The sequence below is a fragment of the Vibrio gazogenes genome, from assembly GCF_002196515.1.
GTDB classification, from domain to species: Bacteria; Pseudomonadota; Gammaproteobacteria; order Enterobacterales; family Vibrionaceae; genus Vibrio; species Vibrio gazogenes_A.
In genome coordinates this window covers 823945-838174 of record NZ_CP018836.1, presented here as the reverse complement: position 1 = coordinate 838174, position 14230 = coordinate 823945, and the positions used below count along the sequence as shown (strand labels likewise).

The 14230-nt window shown below is 41.3% G+C and carries 18 protein-coding genes and 1 pseudogene; 15 read left to right on the top strand and 4 right to left on the bottom strand.

The features are described from left to right. Window positions 1-53: 53 nt before the first annotated feature. On the bottom strand, window positions 54-932 hold the full coding sequence (locus BSQ33_RS19290) for a HEPN domain-containing protein (protein ID WP_088134976.1): 879 nt from the start codon (window positions 930-932) through the stop codon (window positions 54-56). 493 nt (window positions 933-1425) lie between these two features. Between BSQ33_RS19290 and BSQ33_RS19285 the strand changes: the two genes are divergently transcribed. Next, on the top strand, window positions 1426-1800 hold the full coding sequence (locus BSQ33_RS19285) for a hypothetical protein (protein ID WP_021021969.1): 375 nt from the start codon (window positions 1426-1428) through the stop codon (window positions 1798-1800). 150 nt (window positions 1801-1950) lie between these two features. Here BSQ33_RS19285 and BSQ33_RS19280 read toward each other — a convergent pair whose 3' ends face one another. Further along, the gene (locus BSQ33_RS19280; protein ID WP_157721448.1) at window positions 1951-2406 is read right to left on the bottom strand and encodes a HEPN domain-containing protein; all 456 of its coding nucleotides are present in this window, start codon (window positions 2404-2406) and stop codon (window positions 1951-1953) included. An 83-nt stretch (window positions 2407-2489) separates the two neighbouring features. Between BSQ33_RS19280 and BSQ33_RS19275 the strand changes: the two genes are divergently transcribed. From BSQ33_RS19275 to BSQ33_RS19255, 5 genes are all read left to right on the top strand, one after another. After that, window positions 2490-3185 carry a CdiA family toxin C-terminal domain-containing protein gene (locus tag BSQ33_RS19275; RefSeq protein ID WP_088134974.1) on the top strand — a complete coding sequence of 232 codons (696 nt, stop codon included), beginning with the start codon at window positions 2490-2492 and terminating at the stop codon, window positions 3183-3185. Between the two features lie 3 nt (window positions 3186-3188). After that, window positions 3189-3566 carry a ribonuclease toxin immunity protein CdiI gene (gene cdiI, locus BSQ33_RS19270; protein ID WP_088134973.1) on the top strand — a complete coding sequence of 126 codons (378 nt, stop codon included), beginning with the start codon at window positions 3189-3191 and terminating at the stop codon, window positions 3564-3566. Then, window positions 3559-3996: an immunity protein YezG family protein gene (locus tag BSQ33_RS19265; protein ID WP_088134972.1), complete on the top strand. Its 438-nt coding sequence runs from the start codon at window positions 3559-3561 to the stop codon at window positions 3994-3996. The genes cdiI and BSQ33_RS19265 overlap by 8 nt, the downstream gene beginning before the upstream one ends. Before the next feature lie 432 nt (window positions 3997-4428). Continuing rightward, window positions 4429-6003, top strand: coding sequence for an AHH domain-containing protein (locus BSQ33_RS19260; RefSeq protein ID WP_088134971.1), 1575 nt, complete (start codon window positions 4429-4431; stop codon window positions 6001-6003). Window position 6004: 1 nt separating this feature from the next. Beyond that, window positions 6005-6514 carry a hypothetical protein gene (locus BSQ33_RS19255; protein ID WP_021021564.1) on the top strand — a complete coding sequence of 170 codons (510 nt, stop codon included), beginning with the start codon at window positions 6005-6007 and terminating at the stop codon, window positions 6512-6514. 171 nt (window positions 6515-6685) lie between these two features. Here the strand turns inward: BSQ33_RS19255 and BSQ33_RS21875 are convergent, their stop codons facing one another. Beyond that, window positions 6686-6952 (bottom strand): hypothetical protein, encoded by a 267-nt coding sequence (locus BSQ33_RS21875; RefSeq protein WP_021021563.1) that lies wholly within the window; start codon window positions 6950-6952, stop codon window positions 6686-6688. A 190-nt stretch (window positions 6953-7142) separates the two neighbouring features. Between BSQ33_RS21875 and BSQ33_RS19245 the strand changes: the two genes are divergently transcribed. From BSQ33_RS19245 to BSQ33_RS19225, 5 genes are all read left to right on the top strand, one after another. Then, on the top strand, window positions 7143-7526 hold the full coding sequence (locus BSQ33_RS19245; RefSeq protein ID WP_021021562.1) for a hypothetical protein: 384 nt from the start codon (window positions 7143-7145) through the stop codon (window positions 7524-7526). A 309-nt stretch (window positions 7527-7835) separates the two neighbouring features. Beyond that, complete coding sequence (locus BSQ33_RS19240) at window positions 7836-8201, top strand: hypothetical protein (RefSeq protein WP_088134970.1); 366 nt, start codon at window positions 7836-7838, stop codon at window positions 8199-8201. 158 nt (window positions 8202-8359) lie between these two features. Next, window positions 8360-8785, top strand: a complete 426-nt coding sequence (locus BSQ33_RS19235) for a hypothetical protein (RefSeq protein WP_021021560.1) — start codon at window positions 8360-8362, stop codon at window positions 8783-8785. 335 nt (window positions 8786-9120) lie between these two features. Beyond that, a complete protein-coding gene (locus tag BSQ33_RS22290; RefSeq protein ID WP_088134969.1) occupies window positions 9121-9360 on the top strand; it encodes a contact-dependent growth inhibition system immunity protein in 240 nt (79 codons plus the stop codon). Window positions 9361-9479: 119 nt separating this feature from the next. Beyond that, on the top strand, window positions 9480-9923 hold the full coding sequence (locus tag BSQ33_RS19225) for an SMI1/KNR4 family protein (protein ID WP_157721447.1): 444 nt from the start codon (window positions 9480-9482) through the stop codon (window positions 9921-9923). A 73-nt stretch (window positions 9924-9996) separates the two neighbouring features. Here the strand turns inward: BSQ33_RS19225 and BSQ33_RS19220 are convergent. Then, window positions 9997-10232 (bottom strand): annotated as a pseudogene (locus BSQ33_RS19220) (transposase); the annotation flags it as partial. A gap of 176 nt (window positions 10233-10408) precedes the next feature. Between BSQ33_RS19220 and BSQ33_RS19215 the strand changes: the two are divergent. The 4 genes from BSQ33_RS19215 to BSQ33_RS19195 all read left to right on the top strand — a co-directional run bounded on the left by BSQ33_RS19215 (window position 10409) and on the right by BSQ33_RS19195 (window position 13820). After that, window positions 10409-11548, top strand: a complete 1140-nt coding sequence (locus tag BSQ33_RS19215) for a deaminase domain-containing protein (RefSeq protein WP_088134967.1) — start codon at window positions 10409-10411, stop codon at window positions 11546-11548. 2 nt (window positions 11549-11550) lie between these two features. Beyond that, the gene (locus BSQ33_RS19210; protein WP_021021977.1) at window positions 11551-11889 is read left to right on the top strand and encodes a hypothetical protein; all 339 of its coding nucleotides are present in this window, start codon (window positions 11551-11553) and stop codon (window positions 11887-11889) included. Window positions 11890-12140: 251 nt separating this feature from the next. Further along, window positions 12141-13355, top strand: coding sequence for a toxin C-terminal domain-containing protein (locus BSQ33_RS19200; protein WP_088134966.1), 1215 nt, complete (start codon window positions 12141-12143; stop codon window positions 13353-13355). Between the two features lie 6 nt (window positions 13356-13361). Then, the gene (locus BSQ33_RS19195; RefSeq protein ID WP_088134965.1) at window positions 13362-13820 is read left to right on the top strand and encodes a hypothetical protein; all 459 of its coding nucleotides are present in this window, start codon (window positions 13362-13364) and stop codon (window positions 13818-13820) included. Window positions 13821-14230: the final 410 nt, after the last annotated feature.

Here is a 14230-nt window from a genome sequence, read left to right as displayed (position 1 = left end):
ATATGGGTGAACCATCCTTGAAAGTGGATGCAAAGCTGAGACCACGTCAGGTTTCAGCTCTGCACCCGCCCCAAACAAACCTGTTCCACCAATCCCTTCAGCTTTTGCACCTCACCCTCCAAATAAGTCAGTTCTTCCACGGTGATCTCATAATGCTCCGAATAGCGGGCTTCGATATAGGCGCGTTGCAGGCGACGGAAGCAGCGGCGGTGGAATTTGTTGTCGAGCGGGAAAATGGTTGCAAATTCAGCATCGATTTGGGCGCATAGTTTGCCCAGTTTTTCGATGTTGTGGGACTTGGGTAAATAATTGGTGCAGGTGAGTAGGGTACAGGCAAAGAGTCTTTCTGTGACTTGATGAAGCATGAATGCAGAAATTTTCTCATCCCCTTTTTCTAAACTGAACTGGAAATGATCAAAGAAACCATTGGCGCTTTTGAACCACTGTTCATAATGCTTACGGGCAATTTCTTGCTTTTCTTGCTCGGTTAAATCCCCCGGCTCGGCCAATGGTTTGGGTGTGGCGGCAAACAGCTCAATCCCTTCTTCGCGGATATCTTTGAAGAAATAATGCCCTTGCTGTAGCCGTTCGTTCACTTCCTGCAAATCATGGACAATCAATCCCAGCGGTGCGGAAGTGACTTTTCGGTCGATCTGCTCTTTGGCGCGTTGCCAGACGACATCTTCTTCAACCAGTGCGGCTTTGTTCACAATCACCAGAATATCGTAATCGCTGATATAGCCGTTGACCGGATCGTTGACCCAACTGCCTTTGGCATGGCTGCCGAACAGGATGATTTTTAAGATGCGAAACTCGCTTTTACTCGCTGTTTTGCCCTGAAGATAGTCGTCCAGCGTATCGCGCAGAATGGTCGATATGGTGGCAAGCTCCTGTTGTTTGGATTCGGGCAAATGGTCGAGGGATGTTTTCATAAAGCGATATTCGGTCTGTGTGGATTGAATAGCGCATAGGATAAAAGAAGTGAGTAGCGAAAAACACTGTTTGTCATGGTTTTAGTGGGGTTGCCTAGGGAAATGCGACGGGGTTCGGTTTTATTGATTTGTCTGGTGATTCTTGTCGCCTTTGGCTTCGAGGCATGACGCACAATTCCGTTTTTCGGTTTCAGTGGCATCGGTGCCCAGTGCGCCAGTTACTCTTGCCAAGATGCAAGAGTAACCAGAAGATCTTTTTTGTTGGGCTTGGTCGTGCGTTGTCCAGAACCGGCTTTTACGGGCGTCCTGCCCGGAAAAGCCTAACCATTCATCCGTGAATGGTTTTCTTGGTCGGGTGGTTTTCCCAAACCACGGAATTACAATTTATCTTCCCAGCCTCCGGCACCGAAATATGACGCACTTTAAGGTGTGTGTCCTGATAAGCTAGAGAAAAATATCCAAATATTCAGTTAAATATTTTTACGGTGGTTGAATGAATAACAGAAATAAAAGATTAACCTATAGAGACGCTTTGACTATAGCAGAAGGTTTGTTCTCTTCTGCTTTAAATGAGTTTCAATTTAGCGCAGGGCAAGCTTGGGCATTTACTTTAGATGAACTGGATTCAGTTAAAAATAAGACAGATCCTAAAGGAAACATTATTGTACTAACTGCAATTTATAAGTTGGCGTTGGTTAACAATGTTGAGTTATCTAAATCCGACGACTATACGAATGATATGTTGCTTGAGTTAAAAGAGTCGTACCAGCAATTTGATGAGTGCATCTTTGACGACCTTAATATGAGTACAGAGGAAAGATTGTTTTTGAAGTCAGATATGCAGTTGGTTTCTAACAAGTATCTATAGATAGAGACGGTTCTATTTCATATCGATTATCAGATATGAGATGTTATTTTGATACTATTCATTATTCTGGTATCACGCCCATGTTTATAAATCCAGATATGGGGTGAGTTGGCCGTCAAAGTGGATGCAGAGCTGAGACCACGTCAGGTTTCAGCTCTGCATCCACCCCAAACAAACCCGCTCCACCAACCCTTTCAGCTTTTGCACCTCACCCTCCAGATATGCCAATTCTTCCACGGTAATCTCGTAATGCTCCGAATAGCGGGCTTCGATATAGGCGCGTTGCAGGCGGCGGAAGCAGCGGCGGTGGAATTTGTTGTCGAGCGGGAAAATCGTCGCAAATTCAGCATCGATTTGGGCGCATAGTTTGCCCAGTTTTTCGATATTGTGGGATTTAGGTAAATAATTGGTGCAGGTGAGTAGCGTGCAGGCGAAAAAACGTTCCGTCGATTGATGTAGGAGAAAAGCTGATTGCTTCAACCATTGCCTCTTCATTCCATCTTGAAAGAATACAAAGAGCTGTTCTGCACTTTCAAACCACTGTTCATAATGCTTACGGGCAATTTCCTGCTTTTCTGCTTCGGTTAAATCCCCCGGCTCGGCCAATGGTTTGGGTGTGGCGGCAAACAGTTCAATCCCTTCTTCGCGGATATCTTTGAAGAAATAATGCCCTTGCTGTGGCCCTGCGGATGATGGGCAAAAATGAAGAAGCTCAGCAGGTGGGAGCGAAGCATGTTGGTGAGATGCTGACCAATATCGTGTTAGGTCTGGGCGGAGAAGCGGCCGCGACCAAAGCCGTTGAAGCGATAGGCAAGGTCACAAAGACAGTCAAGGGTGCGCTTCCGGTGATTGATAATACGTCATTACCGAAATATACCGGGGGCAATGGGTCAGCGGTTGTTGAAGGTGAGTTTGGTACAACCACTTTTAATTATGCTGATAGCCATATTGAATTTTCATCGAATATTAAGAATCATATTTCAAGTGTAGATGGCTTTCGTCAAACGAAAGGTGTTATAGGAGGGCACAATCAAAACGTTTTTGATCAAATTGTTCAAGAAAAAGGATTAAAGATAGTTGATGAAGTTGTTGATCCGGAAATTCTGGGTATCAAAAAAATAACTTACCAAATTCCTTCTAAAGATAGGGCTGGTAACATTACTGGTTATAAAGATAAATATTATGAGAAAACTATCTATGATCCAAAATATTTTTCTGATGAGAGGATATATGCTCTTGGGCGGCAGGCATCAAATCAACTTACACCGGATGAGTTAGTGAGTGGTTCGGCATATTTCAATAAAGTTGTTGATGGTATAAAATTTAGAGTTTATGTTCGTGATGGTAAAGTGGTCAACTTCCATCCACAGATAAATGGAGAATAATTTATGGACGTTCATCTTTTTAATGAACCAAATAATGGTGATCAAGATAGCATATTGATGTGGTATTTTAACTCGATTAATGGTAACCAATTTCCATCAGTGATTAAGAAGCTTTTGAATAAAATTGGGTATGGAAATGAATATTTTTCGTGTGATTTTGAAACATTAGATGAAGAGGAGCAACCACCATTTGATGGAGTATGCATTCGTTTTATGGATGACTGTACAATAGTATCTCATGAGTATTTTTATTCTTTCTTAATTACTGCATGTAGTAAATTTTTAGAATCACATATAGATAGATACGAAGAGATGAAATCTCTCATATATAATGCAACAGTCATACGTAACCACTACTCAAAACAGGTGAACAATGACTGATGATCAAAAGATATATCAACATATAGGCAAAGCTCTTTGGTCAATAATGCCAGAGAATGCTTCATCTATTTATTGTATAGGGATGATTTATCCTGATACTTATCAGATAGGACCAGAGTGGATAGATAGCAATGGTTTAGTTCAATGCTTTGATTTTGATAATTATCCTAATGAATTTTGCGATAAAATTTATTGTTTAACTCAGAAACTTCAGAGACTACCACCTTTTGATAGAGAACCTTGGACACATTTTAAAGCGACATTGACAGAAGCTGGTAAATTTAAGATGGACTTTGCGTATATACCAGAAGATGATTCCTGGTCAGGCTTGTTTATGAAACGGGTCAGTGAATTGAGTTTGGAAGAAGTAGAAGAAAAATATATACCAGAGGAAGAGTGGAAGAAATGCGTCGATAAATACGGTTCCTGAAGAGGTTGTTCATTATTCTGGTGTCGCACCCATTTTTATAAATCCAGGTATGGGATGAGTCGGCTTTTAAGCGCATCCATGCTCTGAAAAGCCTAACCATTCTCCCGGAATGGTTTTCTTGGTTTGGTGGCTGATTTGAATTGAGAGAAACATTTTTAAAGCCAAATTGATCGATGCTCTCAGGGTGAAAAATCATGGAAGATTTTTCAGAATTGCCTGAGCAGGATGCGAATCAATCCGACCCTGATTACACGCGCTGAACTCAAACCCAAGGCACTTTTGGGGACTTTTGCTGCTGGGCAAAAGTCTCTGGGGCGCTGTCGAAAATGCCATTGAAATTGATGAATGTTATTGCGTCCCAAACCACAGCATCATTAATACGGCCATTGGTCAGGAGCTGGGACGGCAGGGTCTGAGACGGAGCGGACTTCGATGAACGAAGCGATGGGTGAGCAGTATGCCCGGCGTCTGGGACAGTTGTACAGCAGTGACAACTATTCGAGCTATTCAGAGACGTTTGCCAGCAGCCTACAAAACAGTTCGATAGTGGCGCAGGGCACCGCATCGGCCAATCAGGTAGGTGATGCGAATGTGGTGTATCGTCAGTTACACCCGAAAGAGGTGGCTGCGATTCACTCGCTGTCAGACCAACTGGCGCAGAAGACCGGGATGTCGAGTGACAAGGCTGAAAAACTTTTAGCACAAGTTGCCGCAGGCCGGGTGGATGAGAAATGGTCTGAAGTCTACCAACTGGATGATGCCAGTATTGGCGATGATGTTGCGGCGGCAAACGAGCTATTGGATGGGTTTGCTGAAGCGCAGGGTAAAGAGCTGCTCAAAGATGATGATGTGGTGGCGAACTGGTTCAGCGAAGACCCTGAATCGGATGTGTACAAGGACACCAGTCTGTTCAGTGAAAACCTGACCAGTGGTGTTGAGGTCAACAATCCGGGCGGTTATCCGCAGAGTGAGGCTGCCGGACCGGTGGCACGCAATCCAGAATATCTGAACTTCTACAAGCAGAACCTTGAAGTTGCGGTGGCAGATACCTATCAGGGCAAGCTGACGGCAGAGCAGTTATCCGCGATGAAAGCGGGCGCGACCCAAAGCCTCGATGACATGGTTGATGCCGTGAAACAGTTACCGGAAGTTGCAGCGTTTGCGGCTTCACACCCGGTATTATTTGGCAAAGCGATGGCGAAAGCATATACGCAGATGCTGACGGATAACCAGCGGGATACGGGAGAGATGCTGGCCCTGCGGATGATGGGCAAAAATGAAGAAGCTCAGCAGGTGGGAGCGAAGCATGTTGGTGAGATGCTGACCAATATCGCGTTAGGTCTGGGCGGAGAAGCGGCCGCGACCAAAGCCGTTGAAGCGATTGGCAAGGTTACGAAGACCGTCAAGGGTGCGCTTCCGGTGATTGATAATACGTCATTACCGAAATATACCGGGGGCAATGGGTCAGCGGTTGTTGAGGGTGAGTTTGCCGGGCAGTCAAGTGCGCAGGGGGTGATTGAGAAGACAGTTGGTGATAATCATGGTAGTTTGGCGAGTATGGGCTCTTCAGCCTCGGCGGAAGCTGGTGCGGGGACGGTGCTGGCTGAGGGTACGACGCAGGGTGGAAGTGTTGTTCCAAACACTGAGCGGTTGCTTTCTGGAACACCTGGACAAGTAACTGGCGGTAGTTCGACAAAGCTAGGGAAAAACCTCAATGAGGCTATGGGTCGGAATCGCTCTGATTCATGGGCGGGTTATCAGGCTCAACATCTAATTCCTTCGGAGTTAAAAAGTCATCCGATATTAAAGAAAGTGGGTATCGATTTAGATGATGCTTCTAATGGTTTGTTTTTACCGGCAACCAAAGCTAAACCGGAAGGCATAGTAAGTGGTCTTCCAAGGCATACTGGTAGCCATCCAAATTATACTGAGGCTGTGAGACAGAGCCTGAATAATATGGATCGAAACTTACCAGTAGAGCAGTTACAAAAACAGATGTGTGGTTGAAATGGATAAACAAATAGAAGTAGGCGAAAACTCTAATTTGGTAACTGAGATATTGGACTTTGTAGATAGAGGTGTGCTTCTCAAGCCCTCAGGTCAGATTGCTTCAGGAAGTGAAGCAATCTTGGATCTTGAGATGGCGAAGAAGTTTGCGTGGGAAGAGGTCTATGGCGAAGACGAATTTACTTGGGCGGATTTACGTTCTGAAAAAATGAGCGAGATTTGGGAGCTCATTTATGAAAATGAAGAAAAATATTCCGAAGTAGATAGTAAGTTATCAAGCATTTTGGATGAATTAAGTCGTGTGATTCAAAAGCAACTTGATCAATCACATAAAGAACTGCTAGATGATATTGTTTCAGATCTGAAAGGCTGTATGTTCAGTCGGGCAGTACAAGGTAAGAATAATGAGTTTTTCGAGAATATTTTAGCTATTTATTTAGAGGGCGGATGGCCATGTGGTTGGAAGGGCGATTGGCCTAATGGTGAGGCGCTTACCTATCGTAAAGCTTAATCGGTTCGTTGGTTCGTAACTTGTTGTTCCAGACAGTAATCTTCGCTAAAGAACCGATGTTTTCTTCTTGATAAGAGTGCTTTGAGCCAGTCTGATTTTTGTTCAAATCTAAATTGAATATATCGGCATACAGTAGTACTGAACAAGTAGTTTTCATTGGCTAAACCGCCCTTAATTTTGGTTTGTTTGGGGATCAACCCGCCCCAAACAAACCTGTTCCACCAATCCTTTCAGCTTTTGCACCTCACCCTCTAGGTATGCCAATTCTTCCACGGTAATCTCATAATGCTCCGAATAGCGGGCTTCGATATAGGCGCGTTGCAGGCGGCGGAAGCAGCGGCGGTGGAATTTGTTGTCGAGCGGGAAAATGGTTGCAAATTCAGCATCGATTTGGGCGCATAGTTTGCCCAGTTTTTCGATGTAAAATAGCGAGGACACTCGCCCGGAGTTAGATCATAAAACTGTACCATTTTTGCTACAACAGGAGTTGGGTAATGTATGAGAAAAAATTTGTGGTTTGTTAAGGTGTGTGTCCTTGTAAGAATTTTAAAGCAGTATTAAACCTAGATGGTACATTAAACATCGCGAAGACCACTCAAGCAAAGAAAACAGGAAGAAGGCTACCTAAATGATTGAAGATTTAAAGTTCCTAATTAAGTGTTTAGAACGAATATCTGATAGCAAAGACATCGATACGAAGAATTTAAAGTTAGAAATTGAAGATTGTTTTCATGATATTGAAGTTTTAAAAGAAAGAGTCAGTGGATTGGCTGGTGCTATAGAATGTAAGGAAGAGTTATCAACGCTTAGTGCTCTAATGCTGGTAGGTATGAGTATACAAGATTTATGCACTGCGTTTTCTAACATAACAGATGAGCTTAACCCAGTAGCAGTGGATAGTCGTTGGGCAGATTTTCCTGAAACAGAGCAATATGAAACTGAAAGTAAAAGAGAATATTACTGTAAAGTTGGTGAAAAAGTTAGAGAAAAATGGTCAGGTAAATGTCGGTGATAGGAAAATAAGCAGGACACGTACTTCAAAGAATGGATTTACTTATAGCATGTGTCCTCGTAAGAATTCTGAAACACCAGCATCTCTGGTGTTTATTACTCAAGGAATAAGCAGGACACACACATTCAAGGGATGGATTTATTAATGGTGTGTGCTCTTGTAAGAATTTATGGGGATGCCAAATTTGAATTTGTAGGTACAAATAATGATGGGTTTATTACGACTTAGCATATTGAATCAAAAGATTTTTGGAAAATGATTAATAATGATAAACATCATAAAGTAATTTACCCAACGGAGTGATTTTGAATGGAAATAATAGTTAAAAATCTTAACTCATTGATAGAAGAAGAAGTCTTGATTAGTGATGGAAATACAGACTTTATAGTTTTTGCAAATATTTGCCCATATCCTTTGGAAATGGGTAAGAAATATCCTGTGGAATTAAATTTGGTTTTTCTCGATGAATTAAATTATGAGGAATTTACTGAATTAGATGAAAAAATAGAAAGAATTGATGACAGTTTTAGCTATAGGATTGTCGGGTTATTGGATGATGGTAAAATATTTGTTCGAGGGATTCCTTTTATATGTGATGAATTTGATGGTATGAGCTGTCTTTATGGGAAATGGATAGGAGTAACTGTAGATAGGATTAGTGCTGAATTTAAGTAATAGTAAATAAAATAAGTAGAGACGAGACTGTTCATTATTCTGTGTCACGCCCATTCTCACAAATCCAGATGAGTTTGTTTTTTGATCTCATTTTGAAAAATGAAACTACAGATCAGAGAAAACCTGGGGTTCCACGTATTTTATAAGGTGTAAAGTTGATGAGTGAAATAGAAGTTAAATCTCAGCATGAGCCAAATAGCGTTAAAGCGATAGGATTTGATATATCAGAGCAAGATATAGAAATGATTAAGTGGCTGCGTAAGGGTGATGAAGTAACACAGTTCGTAATTGGTGACGTTGAAAGTGAACTGTATGTACAGGATAGTGCTTCTCAATTGATATCTGTCCATTGTCTAAGGAAGCCGGAATTTCAAACGAAAGCATTGAAGAAGCATCCGAACGATAGTCAGGTTATTGTCTCTCAGTTTAAAGTGATGTTTCCTTTGCTTGTTGAAGTTAGAAGCTCAGATGGAGTTGTTTGGAAGCTAGAAATTGAGCATAGCTATCACGCGTTAAATATGGAAACGCCTGATAATTTTGTTTTAAGACTTGATTTTACGATTGTAGGACAGCAGCAGGCTTAGCGAGACTGTTCATTATTCTACGTCACGCCCGACATTGATATTTATTGAAAGAATTCGGTTGTATATGGATGAGAATAAAAGTGAGCAGAATGAATTGAAAATTTACTATCGGTTAGTAGAATGTTATTTCTTAGCTTTGGAAAAGCTCCTCAATTAAGATTGTAGGTTATTACCCAATTTGATAAGAGGACTGTTTGTCAAAAAATAAGCAGGGCACATACCTCAAGGAATGAATTTGCTTATGGTGTGTACCCTCATAAGAATTCATTATTAAGATGCTCCAAATGGATATAGAGTCCAGACTTCTTTTCCTAAACCAAATGAATAGGTAATAAATGGATAGTATTTTACGGTATCTAGCTGAAGCATATTTTCATCAAGACTGGCGCTATGACCACACTACCTCTAAGTCTTTGATGGAGAGTTTTGTAAAATGTGAAACAGAAGACACAGTTCACGAGCTGTACAGTTGCCTTTTAGCACTGCGTGAGACAGATAACTTGCCCCAGAGTTTTATTAACGACATTGGCGGAAGTTTTAGACCAGAATCTGAAGACATGTCGTCATATCAATGAATTGATATGTCTCTAAGTTTGCTTTTGCCTGATAATGATGAGAGCACCAATCAATAAATGGCGAACAGATTATTAGAAATTCCGAGCAAATGATTTTTAATTTGATAGGTTGTCTGAATATGAATGATTTAAATGAGGCTTTTCAGCTAATCAATGATTTTGGTGGTGATTTCGAGGGTGAAAAAGATATTGCTCTGATTGAGAAAGCTGAGTCTGCCTTAAACTTAAAATTCCCACCATCATATCGAGTGTTCTTAAAAACATTGGGTTGCGGGGACATTGAAGGTTTAGAGTTTTATGGACTAATTGATGATAACTTTGAAAGCTCTTCAGTACCAAATGCTATTTGGTTGACGCTGCATGAACGTAAGGCATCTGGTTTGCCGAATCATCTAGTACTTATCTATGGTTTAGATGACGGTACATTTTATGCGGTGGATACTAAAACAACAGGGTTAGATGGAGAAAATCCTATTGTTAGGTATGGAGCTAATGGAGTAGCTGAAAAAGTCGCTGATAGCTTTGGCTCCTTTTTACTATCAGAACTTAAGACTGTTTTATAGTACAGTTTTGTTTAAGAAAGCCCGCACTAGCGGGCTTTTGAGACTGTAAAAGATTCTGTGTAAACGTCAGTGGTTACATGTAATCCGATAAACGGTCTTCAAATTCAATCATAAAACGATTCAGGGCTTGCTTCCAATTTCTTATGGGCATCGTCCATTTTTTAGACACATCCTGAATCGCCATTCCGTTGGGAAGAGTTTGCGTTTTTTAATCGCTTTCCTGATAACACTGTTCAGTGACTCAATTGAATTCGTTGTATAAATGGCCTTACGGATATCCTGAGGATAATCGAACAACGTATTCAGGTTGTTCTGACCTGCTCCCGAGAACTAATCCAAAACTTCATTAGTAATGCTAGTTAAATTACCGTTGTTTCGTGCTGTTCTTGTTGTAACTTCGACGCAGGTCCGAGTTTATGACTTCCCTTAGCTGCTTCTTTGCTGTGCAGTAGCTCATCAACTGAGCTGGAAAAACGCCGTGGCGTGTGTCCTTACAATTCGAAGCACAAATCAAGTTGTCTGGACTGGTTGGTGGTATTGCCGGTTTGATTGTGACGGGCGATGAAAGCGGGATCACCGCTGGGCAAAGCGCTGGAGAAGGAGTGTATGCGAATAATTATCTGAATCACAATGAAGCGATCCGACTAGATAAAGAGCTGAACAGTTGTCAAGATCCGTCCAGTTGTCAGAAAGTTATTGATAAATATAGGGCTTTAAGTGATAAGAACTCGCAAGAGCTTCAAGCCGCATGTGCAAGACACCCGATGACATGTACGGCACATTATCAAAAGCTGGTTAGTAATGGTTTAGACGCTACGGAAATTCCTGATTGGGTGCCATTAAACGATTCCATGTCGAATGAGCAAGCCATTGAATTTGTAAGAGCAGTTAATCGTGAAGATCAGGAATATATAAATACACATACTTCGCTCGCGGATAAAGTTCTGCCAGTTGTTTCAGATCCAGAAGTCCAATTCGGGCTTTTAACCGGAGCTGTTATAGTCAAAGACTTGGCGTTAGCGGTATCGAATGGCGCAAAAAATCTTTTTGGGAATGCCGGAAAGGTTGTAACATCAGAGGTGAGTGCTGCGGGATCAGCTTCAGGTTTAACGCGAAGTAGGAGCTCTGTTCCAAACCGCAGACAAATTTATTTGAGCAATTCGACGAATCCAGAGGTAAGGCAGTCCTTACTTGATCGAAGTCGAGAATTACGGGGCGAGTTACCTAGCAAATTGAAGAGAGAAGGAAATGTTGGAGTAGCTCAAATTGAAATAGAAGGCCAACCTCTAGAATTAAAAGCGCATAGTAAGATTAACTATTCTGGTGATAAGGGAAGTGACCGAGGTTTCACATTATTGAAACCACAAGAGGATTGGGTGTTTACACCGAAGAAAGTTAATTCAGATGGTTATCTAGATGAAACCGGCTATTTAAGGCATGCGGACACAGAATTTAAGTTATTGGAAGATATTGCTTCCCGATTAGGCAGTGATAAAGCAGCAATTGGTAAAATAAATTTATTTACTGAACGACAGGCGTGTCAAAGCTGCGGTGACGTTATTTTGGATTTCCGAAATAGATATCCGAATATACAGTTAAATATTTTTTTACGAGATATTGAATAATTATGGAAAGATACACTTATGAAGAAATTATCGAGAGTGTCGAAGAAGACTTTCAATCTTCTTTCAAACTCGGCGATGATCATGTAGCAGCTACAATGAGATTACTTGGGGATTTTTACAAGGATATTATCCAGTCGAACTCGATTGAGAATCTTATGTTTCATGTTGCAATTTGCTTGTATTTAAAAGCTCAGAATTTTTCAATAGAGCATATGAAAATGTCATTGGTAAAAGTAATTGAAGATGTGCCATTAGCTAGTATTAAAGATGACTTGGAAGTAGAAGAGTTCAACCGTTTACAAAATGATTTGAACCAAGTTCAAGCTTTTGTGAGCATTTAGTTTGATATAGTAGAGAGCACTCGCAATAGTGACGAAGTAGATGCAGAGCTGAGACCACGTCAGGTTTCAGCTCTGCACCCACCCCAAACAAACCCGCTCCACCAATCCTTTCAGCTTTTGCACCTCACCCTCCAAATAAGTCAGTTCTTCCACGGTAATCTCGTAATGCTCCGAATAGCGGGCTTCGATATAGGCGCGTTGCAGGCGGCGGAAGCAGCGGCGGTGGAATTTGTTGTCGAGCGGGAAAATGGTTGCAAATTCAGCATCTGACTTATTCGGCTATGCAGGCATTGGGTTATGACCCTGCAGGATATGAGAACAAGATTATTGCGAAAGACGATGATGCTCGCAAAGGTTTCTATTCAGAAGAGACCCAAAAATCTTATATCAATGATCAGAATGCCAATAATACCGAAGAGTTAGTTCTCATTGCCGGATATGAGATGAGTCATGCGGTTGATGATAAAACAGGAGATGTGAATCGATATTCTGAGCAGGATCGGGAAATCTATGCAAACAATATCGGAGAAGACTTCACGGACTATACAGACACAGCACTGGGTGTGACTGGGAACGGCAGCATGGCGAATCGTAATAGCCATGTGGGTAATACAGGAAGTACCGTGGTCGGTAACAATCAGGCGTATAACCGATTAGATAAGAGTCAGGGCGACAATTTAATACCGTTAGTGATACCCGCTGCAGTAGCAATCACTTCTATTACTGCGGCTGCAATTGCTGATCCTAAAGTGCAACAAGTTACCCAACAAGCGTTAACGGATGCAATGGCGGGAGCCAAAGAAGTCGGCAACGGTATTTTAAATTTCTTTGAGCCGGATGCTCAGTACACAGATGAAGAGCTTGATATTGCGGCCAAAGCCTATCTTCAGATGCAGGAATACAGAGATTCGAGTACTGAAACGGGCGACTGGGTCGAGATGGATAACCTGATGCAACAGGTTAGTGCGGAAGTTGTTGCAGCGGCTGAAAAGCTCAGAGCGGAAGGCATATCTTCCAATACTGGCGGTAGTGAAATTGTTGAAGGAAGAGTTACCAATTATACTAATCCGGCTCATGAGGGAATTGATTCATCGACTGTATCAGTAGCAGATAAAGATCAGGGTGTCTGGACGACAGAAACCAATGTTACAGATGAGAAGGGGGTAGGGACGACGGAATCTCCTGCTGAATCTGGTGTGGATGTGCCGTTGGTTGTTGTATCGGAGAACATCGGGGATGAATTTAATCCAAAAGTGGCGGCTAATGAACTTGGTTATAATAGAAGAATAGCGCCACAAAAAGCCCCATTTAACTCTCATGGTCAACCCGTATTCTTCAATGGGAAAGGGTATATTTCGCCAGATGTAGATAGCCACAATGTTACAAATGGATGGAAAACATTTGATAAAAAAGGGCGAAGAACAGGAACCTGGAATTCAGATTTAACTAAAAGAATTAAGGACTAAAAACTTATGTTTAGTTTAAAACTTGGAACAGTAAAAATTGAATCTGAAGGTGAGCAGATTCTAGTAGGAAATATAAAAATAGAAGATTTTTCAGAAGATTTTCATGTTCCTCTTTCTTATTGGGATAGAAATGAGTATCTATCACAATGGACTAGAGGGTTAGAAGTGATTTTTTCAGGTGGCAAAAAATCTGCTTTTATTACTGCGATGTATAATCCAACTACAGCTAACTTTATTTTTTGGTGGGTTATCTATCGAGTTGGAAATGATGTTTATATACAAAATCATGTTCTGTTCGTGGATGAGTTAAAGGAGCCGTTTGATGAAAATAATTTTATAAGATATGTTCCTGAACGTGAAACAATTACAGAAGATGGTGATCCTATTTCTGAATGGAAAGTTAATATTGATGATATTGGACAAGCATTGTTAACTATTAAAAGTTTTGAAAAAAATAACGAGTGAAAAATAGCGAGGACACTCGCCCGAAGTTAGATCATAAAACTGTACCATTTTTGCTACAACAGGAGTTGGGTAATGTATGAGAAAAATTTTGTGGTTTGTTAAGGTGTGTGTCCTTATAATTCGTCATGGATGCTACCGGGATGATGATATATGAGTATTATCGTGGAGGATTGAGGCTGGATAGGGAATCGATTTAACCGCTGATTCCGAGTGAGTTCAAATTTATTGGTCATCAATGATCAGACTGATTTCATGATGATGATAGATTGATTAGAGCGGGTGTCCTTATTTTGTTTCCTTATTTTGTTCTGATGCTCATAGCCCAGAAAAGTATCGTTCAGGACCATTGAGAATCGTAATTTATATGGTTATCAAGAGGGAGGAAACTATGCAGGGAGCTTTAAGCGACC

Excerpts from the sequence above, each read along its gene's own strand:
- BSQ33_RS19290 (WP_088134976.1), bottom strand. The coding sequence starts at position 932 with ATGAAAACATCCCTCGACCATTTGCCCGAATCCAAACAACAGGAGCTT.
- BSQ33_RS19285 (WP_021021969.1), top strand. The coding sequence starts at position 1,426 with ATGAATAACAGAAATAAAAGATTAACCTATAGAGACGCTTTGACTATA.
- BSQ33_RS19275 (WP_088134974.1), top strand. The coding sequence starts at position 2,490 with ATGATGGGCAAAAATGAAGAAGCTCAGCAGGTGGGAGCGAAGCATGTT.
- cdiI (WP_088134973.1), top strand. The coding sequence starts at position 3,189 with ATGGACGTTCATCTTTTTAATGAACCAAATAATGGTGATCAAGATAGC.
- BSQ33_RS19265 (WP_088134972.1), top strand. The coding sequence starts at position 3,559 with ATGACTGATGATCAAAAGATATATCAACATATAGGCAAAGCTCTTTGG.
- BSQ33_RS19260 (WP_088134971.1), top strand. The coding sequence starts at position 4,429 with ATGAACGAAGCGATGGGTGAGCAGTATGCCCGGCGTCTGGGACAGTTG.
- BSQ33_RS19255 (WP_021021564.1), top strand. The coding sequence starts at position 6,005 with ATGGATAAACAAATAGAAGTAGGCGAAAACTCTAATTTGGTAACTGAG.
- BSQ33_RS19245 (WP_021021562.1), top strand. The coding sequence starts at position 7,143 with ATGATTGAAGATTTAAAGTTCCTAATTAAGTGTTTAGAACGAATATCT.
- BSQ33_RS19240 (WP_088134970.1), top strand. The coding sequence starts at position 7,836 with ATGGAAATAATAGTTAAAAATCTTAACTCATTGATAGAAGAAGAAGTC.
- BSQ33_RS19235 (WP_021021560.1), top strand. The coding sequence starts at position 8,360 with ATGAGTGAAATAGAAGTTAAATCTCAGCATGAGCCAAATAGCGTTAAA.
- BSQ33_RS22290 (WP_088134969.1), top strand. The coding sequence starts at position 9,121 with ATGGATAGTATTTTACGGTATCTAGCTGAAGCATATTTTCATCAAGAC.
- BSQ33_RS19225 (WP_157721447.1), top strand. The coding sequence starts at position 9,480 with ATGAATGATTTAAATGAGGCTTTTCAGCTAATCAATGATTTTGGTGGT.
- BSQ33_RS19210 (WP_021021977.1), top strand. The coding sequence starts at position 11,551 with ATGGAAAGATACACTTATGAAGAAATTATCGAGAGTGTCGAAGAAGAC.
- BSQ33_RS19195 (WP_088134965.1), top strand. The coding sequence starts at position 13,362 with ATGTTTAGTTTAAAACTTGGAACAGTAAAAATTGAATCTGAAGGTGAG.